At 64.3% G+C, this 6,869-nt stretch carries 5 protein-coding genes; 1 reads left to right on the forward strand and 4 read right to left on the reverse strand.

Translation table 11 applies throughout. The features are described 5' to 3' along the window. Positions 1-135: 135 nt before the first annotated feature. The 4 genes from K408_RS0133895 to K408_RS0133910 form a co-directional block, all read right to left on the reverse strand. Positions 136-1,248: a CaiB/BaiF CoA transferase family protein gene (locus K408_RS0133895; protein WP_024342964.1), complete on the reverse strand. Its 1,113-nt coding sequence runs from the start codon at positions 1,246-1,248 to the stop codon at positions 136-138. Between the two features lie 197 nt (positions 1,249-1,445). Then, a complete protein-coding gene (locus tag K408_RS0133900; RefSeq protein ID WP_024342963.1) occupies positions 1,446-2,246 on the reverse strand; it encodes an FAD binding domain-containing protein in 801 nt (266 codons plus the stop codon). Positions 2,247-2,259: 13 nt separating this feature from the next. Beyond that, positions 2,260-4,602, reverse strand: coding sequence for a xanthine dehydrogenase family protein molybdopterin-binding subunit (locus K408_RS0133905; RefSeq protein WP_024342962.1), 2,343 nt, complete (start codon positions 4,600-4,602; stop codon positions 2,260-2,262). Positions 4,603-4,688: 86 nt separating this feature from the next. Continuing rightward, positions 4,689-5,174: a (2Fe-2S)-binding protein gene (locus K408_RS0133910; protein WP_024342961.1), complete on the reverse strand. Its 486-nt coding sequence runs from the start codon at positions 5,172-5,174 to the stop codon at positions 4,689-4,691. 323 nt (positions 5,175-5,497) lie between these two features. Here K408_RS0133910 and K408_RS0133915 point away from each other — a divergent pair. Continuing rightward, positions 5,498-6,869: HAMP domain-containing protein (locus tag K408_RS0133915; RefSeq protein WP_035698790.1), on the forward strand; the 1,372-nt coding region annotated here is incomplete at its 3' end.

Raw genomic sequence — 6,869 nt, forward strand, 5'->3', positions numbered from 1 at the left:
AAGAGGTGTCGTCCCCGCACAGGGCGGGACCTGTAACCACGGGGAGTAGTTTTGCGAGCCGATAACTCGGCGTCTTCGCCCAACTACTCCTGGGATCATGGATCCCGGGCTCGCGCTCCGGGATGACAGCGGAAGTTACTTCGCGGCCTTCCACGCGGCCGTCACCGCCCCGATCTCCGCCGCTTCCGGCTCGCGAACCGCCGACGGCGTACGCGAAAACCGCGGCGCCGGGGCGGGCTGCTTCACGCCGTGGCGCTCGACGAAGACGTTGCGGGCGACCATGTGCGGATGCCGTGTCGCCTCCGACATGGTCAGCACCGGCGCGAAGCAGATGTCGGTGCCTTCCATGATCTTGCACCAGTCCTCGCGCGTCTTGCTCTTGAACACGGCCTTGAGCTTTTCCTTCAGTGCTGGCCAGGCCTTCGGGTCCATCTGCGCGTCGAAATCGGCATCGGTGAGCCCGGCATGTTCGCGCAGCAGCGCATAGAATTGCGGTTCGATCGAGCCGATCGAGACGAAATGGCCGCAAGCGCATTCATAGACGCCGTAGAAATGCGCGCCGCCGTCGAGGAAGTTCTGGTTGCGTCCTTCGGTCCAGCGCCCCATCGCGGTCATGTCGAAGAAAAACGACATCAGCGATGCCGCGCCGTCGCACATCGCTGCATCGACGACCTGGCCATTGCCGGACTTTTCCGCTTCCAGCAGGGCAGCGAGCACGCCGACGACCAGATAGAGCGCGCCGCCGCCGAAATCGCCGACGAGATTGAGCGGCGGCACCGGCGCTTCCTTCGGTCCGATCGCGGCGAGCGCCCCGGTGATGGAGATGTAGTTGATGTCATGGCCGGCGGCGTTGGCAAGGGGGCCTTCCTGGCCCCAGCCGGTCATGCGGCCATAGACCAGCTTGGGATTGCGAGCGAGTACGACGTCGGGTCCAAGTCCGAGCCGCTCCATCACCCCCGGACGAAAACCTTCGACCAGCGCATCGGCGCTGGCCAGGAGGTCGAGCACCTGCGCGATCGCCGCCTTGTCCTTGAGGTCGAGCTCGATCACCTTGCGTCCGCGACCGGCCACCGATTTCGTGCTCTTCTTTGCGCCGATGCGATCGAGCGTGACGACGTCGGCGCCCATGTCGGCCAGCATCATGCATGCGAACGGACCAGGTCCGATGCCGGCGAATTCGACGATGCGGAAGCCCGACAGCGGGCCGGAGGTGCGGACGGATGAGGTAGGGGCTGATTTATCGAGCACGTTGTTGTTTCCTCGGGTCGCGGGCAGATGCCGGTGGTCCGGCAATCGCCTCGGACGTTCCTCTGTGGGCGAGTTAATTGACCGATTAACTTTTCTCGCCTTCACGGCAGCGAGGCAAGCGGTTTTCATGCCGCACGACCAAATAAACACGGCGCGCACCGAAGTGCGCGCCGCGGAAAAATTGTGTCGAGGCGCTATCAGCGAGCCGATGCGACCGCGCGCTGAGCCATCACCTTGACGAGATTGGCGCGGTACTCGGCCGTGCCGTGGATGTCAGCCAGCAATCCGTTCGCCGAAATCGTCACGCTGTCGATCGCCGACGGCGACCAGTTCGCCTTCAGCGCCGCCTCGATCGCGGGCACCCGCATTACGCCACTCTGCGAGGCGCCGGTCGCGGCGACCCGCACCTCACCTGACTTGGTCTGCGCCACGAACACGCCGGTCAGTGCAAAGCGCGAGGCCGGGTGCCGCATCTTTTCGTAGCCTGCCTTCGCCGGAACGGGGAATGACACGGCGGTGATGATCTCGCCGTCTTCGAGCGCCGTGGTGAACAGACCCTTGAAGAAATCATCCGCCGAGATCGACCGCTTGTTGGTCTTCACGGTGGCGCCAAGCGCGAGCAGAGCGGCCGGGAAATCCGCGGCAGGATCGTTGTTGGCGATCGAGCCGCCGATCGTTCCGCGATAGCGCACGGCGGGATCGCCGAGCACCGAGGTGAGATAGGAGATCGCGGGGATCGCCTTCTTCACATCGGGATTCTGCATGATGTCGTAGTAGGTGGTGGCGGCCTTGATGGTCAGCAGGTCGCCCGACAGCTCAACGCCCTGCAGCTCCTTGATCCTGCCGAGGTCGATGACGTCCGAGGGGCTGGCGAGGCGCTGCTTCATCACCGGCAACAGCGTCTGGCCGCCCGCGAGGAATTTCGCGTCGCTACCTTTTGCGAAAAGGCTCGCGGCCTCGTCGACCGAGGAGGCGCGATGATAAGTGGTCTGGTACATCTTCGGTCCTCCTTTAAGCCGCGTGGATGGTGCGCCACACCCGATCCGGGGTTGCGGGCATTTCCAGGTTGTTCTTGCCGATCGCATCCGTGATCGCGTTGATCACGGCCGCCGAAGCGCCGATCGCACCGGCCTCACCGCAACCCTTGATGCCCAGGGGATTGCCCGGGCACAGCGTCGTGGTGTGGGAGAGATTGAACGAGGGCAAGTCGTCGGCGCGCGGCATGGCATAGTCCATGAACGAGGCCGTAACCGGCTGGCCGTTGGCATCGTAGATCGCGTGCTCGAGCAGGGCCTGACCAATGCCCTGCGCGAGGCCGCCATGGACCTGTCCCTCGACGATCATCGGATTGATCAGCCGGCCGAAATCGTCGGCCGCCACGAAGTTGATGAAGGAGGTCTTGCCGGTGCCCGGATCGACCTCGAGCTCGCAGATATAGGCGCCGGCCGGGAAGGTGAAGTTGGTCGGGTCGTAGAAGGCGCTCTCCTTCAGGCCCGGCTCCATGCCTTCAGGCAGATTGTGCGCGGTATAGGCTGCGAGCGCGACCATCGGCAGGGCGATCGCCTTGTCCGTGCCGGTCACCTTGAACTCGCCGTTCTCGATGACGATGTCGGCTTCCGATGCTTCGAGCGCATGCGCCGCGATCTTCTTGGCCTTGGATTCCATCTTCTCCATGGCCTTCAGGATCGCGGTAAGACCGACGGCAGCGGAGCGCGAGCCGTAGGTGCCCATGCCGAACTGCACCTTGTCGGTGTCGCCATGGACGATCGAGACCTGGCTGATCGGAATGCCCAGCCGTTCCGCGACGAGCTGGCAGAAGGTGGTCTCGTGACCCTGGCCGTGGCTGTGCGACCCCGTGAGGATCTCGATGGTGCCGACCGGGTTGACGCGCACCTCGGCCGATTCCCACAGGCCGACGCCGGCGCCCAGGCTGCCGACTGCCTTGGACGGCGCGATGCCGCAGGCCTCGATGTAGCAGGAGACGCCGATGCCGCGCAACTTGCCGTCGGCTTTCGCCTTGGCCTTGCGGGCGGGGAAGCCGGCATAGTCGATCGCCTTCATCGCGGCATCCAGCGAGGCGTTGAAGTCGCCGGTGTCGTAGGCCATGATGACGGGCGTCTGGTGCGGGAACTGGGTGATGAAGTTGGTCCGGCGCAACTGGGCCGGATCAACGTTGAGCTGCCGCGCCGCCGTTTCCATCAACCGTTCGATCAGGTAGCTCGCCTCGGGACGGCCGGCGCCGCGATAGGCATCGACCGGCGTGGTGTTGGTGTAGACGCCGATCACCTCGGCATGGATTGCCGGGATGTTGTACTGGCCCGAAAGCAGCGTCGCGTAGAGATAGGTCGGCACCGAGGACGAGAACAGCGACATATAGGCGCCGAAATTGGCGTAGGTCTTCACCTTGAGGCCGGTGATCTTGTTGTTGGCGTCGAACGCCATCTCGGCATGGGTGGTGTGGTCGCGGCCATGCGCGTCGGTGAGGAAGGCTTCGCTGCGATCACCGGTCCATTTCACGGGACGCTCGACCTTCTTGGATGCCCACAGCGCCACCATCTCCTCGGGGTAGATGAAGATCTTGGAGCCGAAGCCGCCGCCGACGTCGGGCGCGATCACGCGCAGCTTGTGCTCGGGCGCGATGTTGTAGAACGCGGACAGCACCAGACGGGCGACGTGCGGGTTCTGCGATGTCGTGTAGAGCGTGAAATGCTCCTCGGCCGGATCGTAATCGGCGATCGCCGCGCGTGGCTCCATCGCGTTCGGAGCCAGACGGTTGTTGGTGACGTCGAGCTTCACCACATTGGCGGCCTTGGCAAAGGCGGCATCGGTGGCGCTCTCGTCGCCGATCACCCAATCGTAGACCTGGTTGCCCGGAGCCTCGGGATGAAGCTGCGGCGCGCCGGGCTTGATCGCCGCCTGCATGTCGGCGACTGCGGGAAGCTCCTCGTAATCGACGACGACGGCTTCGGCCGCGTCGCGCGCGAGATTCTTGCTCTCGGCGATCACGACGGCGACGGCTTGGCCGACGAACCGGACCGTCTCCGGCGCCATCGCCGGCCAGGCGCCCATCTTCATCGGGCTGCCGTCCTTCGAGGTGATGGCCCAGCCGCAGATGAGATTGCCGACCTTGTCATCGACGAGCTGCTGGCCCGTGAGCACCGCGACCACACCCGGCATCTTCAGCGCGGCGGAAGAGTCGATCTTCTTCACCTTGGCGTGCGCGTGCGGGCTGCGGACGAAATAGGCGTGGGTCATGCCCGTCAGCTTGATGTCGTCGACGTAACGGCCCTTGCCGGTAATGAAACGCTTGTCTTCCTTGCGCACGACGCGTGCGCCGATGCCTTCAACACCCATGTCTGGTCCTCCCGACCGGAAATTTGTCCACCCGCGCTCTCCACCGAGAGCCGCAGTGACGGTTTTCTTGTTTGTAACGGGCCGCTCTACTCGGCCGCCTGCGAGACCTTCATGCGCCCGGCCGCATCCAGCACGGCTTTGACGATGTTATGGTAGCCGGTGCAGCGGCAGATATTGCCTTCGAGCTCCTGACGCACGGTGGCCTCGTCGAGCTGGCCCCCGTGGCGATGCACGATGTCGATCGCCGACATGATCATGCCGGGCGTGCAATAGCCGCATTGGAGACCGTGATTGTCGCGGAAGGCAGCCTGCATGGGGTGCAGCTCGTCGCCCTTCGCGATGCCCTCGATCGTGGTAATGCTGGCACCATCGGCCTGTCCGGCCAGCATGGTGCAGGATTTAACGGCTTTCCCGTCCATGTGCACGACGCAGGCGCCGCACTGGCTGGTGTCGCAGCCGACATGGGTCCCCGTGAGGTTGAGGTGATCGCGCAGAAGCTGGACCAGTAGCGTGCGGTCCTCGACATCGACAGCAACGGCCTTGCCGTTGACCGTCAGTTTGACTGTAGACACGGAGAGTCCTCCCGGGATTGATTTTGATTGCTTCTAATTAGAGACAGCGACCCGGAACTTTGCAACTAGGATTTTGGTCGCTGGCGTCATGGAAAAGTCATTGATCCACTCGTGGCGCTGATCCGCGGGAGGCATACGCCGAGCCGGGCGGAGCGCCGGGCCGGCGTGGGATGCCAGGTCTCCGTCTCTGGTCGGCCTTTGGCCGAGAGGCTGAAGATGCGCCGAATTTACCGGCCCTTATCCATTCTGCCTTAGTTTTGCGCATTCAGGTCCGGGGGCGGGGCGCCTCCAGATCACGGCTGACGACAAAATTGGGGGTGGGAATGTCCGGGCGTATCGCGTCACCGTCTAAGCGCACACTGTTTCCGACCCTCAGGTTCCGCGCAAAGATCATCCTCGGATTTGCTGCAGTGCTGGCAATCTCCGCCGGCAGCATGGCCTTTTCCTATTTCGGTTTCGAGCGGGTCGCTTCCGGAGTCGGGTCGTACCGCAGCAGCGTTTCGGAGGCCGATCTTGCCCGCAACATCGACCGCGAGCTGCTGGCCTATCGCTCTGCTGCCAAATATTTCGTCGTCACCGGCAAGGAAGACGACGCCAAGGCCGCGCTGGATGCCGAAGGCAGCCTGAAGAATGCGATCGACGAGGCCGTCAAGGGTGCCAAGAAGCCGGCAAGGCAGGAGAGCCTCGCCAAGCTCGCCAAGGAGTTCTCCAATTTCTCCAGCACGTTCGGAAGGATCCTCCAGGCCAAGCGTGATAGTGCGCTGCTGGTGCAGAACCAGCTCGGGCGTAACGCCAACCTCCTGAAATACAAGCTCGACGACATCGGCAACAACGCGTCCGATTCCGAAGCACAGGCAATCGAGTTCGGCACCAAGCAGGTCAATGCCCAATTCCAGACCGCGAGCGCGGCGGCGACCAACTTCGTGCTGACGTCCGACCAGACGATCGCCACCAGCGCGCTGGCCCGGCTGAAATTCGTCGAGAACTCGCTCGGCGCGATCTACTCCATGGACGACAAGGTCGTCGCGGGCCTGAAGGACGCCAAGGCGCTGCTCGGGGCCTATCGCGAAGCACTGGAGAAGCTGATCGCCAATGCCAAGCTCGTCGATGATCTCGTCACCGCGATGAACGGCTCGGCCGGTGCGATCCTGCAAGGCGCGACCACCATGAAGGCGGACCTCGTCGCCGAGCAGCGGCGGCTGGATTCCGAATCGGAGGCGACCATCGGCCAGACCGAGCAACTGGTGCTGATGCTGGCCGTCGGTGGCACGCTGGTTGGGGTGGTCCTGGCCTTCCTGCTCGGCACCGGCATCTCGCGTCCGATGATCGCGATGTGCAAGGCGATGCGCGAGCTCGCCGCCGGCAATTTCGACGTCGTGCTGCCCGGCCTCGGCCGCAAGGACGAGATCGGCGAGATGGCGGGTGCCGTCGAGGAGTTCAAGGTTCAGGCGGTCGCCAAGGCCGAGCGCGACGCCGCCGCCAGCGAAGCCCAGAACCGGGAGCAGGCCGCAAGCCGCCGCGCCGAGCTGATCCGCTTCGCCGACGATTTCGAGAGCGCGGTCGGCGCCATCGTCTCCAACGTCTCGGCCTCGGCCGTGCAGCTGGAATCGGCGGCCTCCACCCTGACCCGCACCGCCGAGACCACCCAGAGCCTGTCGAGCCAGGTCGCCGGCGTCTCCGAGCAGGCGTCCTCCA

Origin of the sequence: Bradyrhizobium sp. in8p8 (genome assembly GCF_000426845.1) — a bacterium.
GTDB classification, from domain to species: domain Bacteria; phylum Pseudomonadota; class Alphaproteobacteria; order Rhizobiales; family Xanthobacteraceae; genus Bradyrhizobium; species Bradyrhizobium japonicum_C.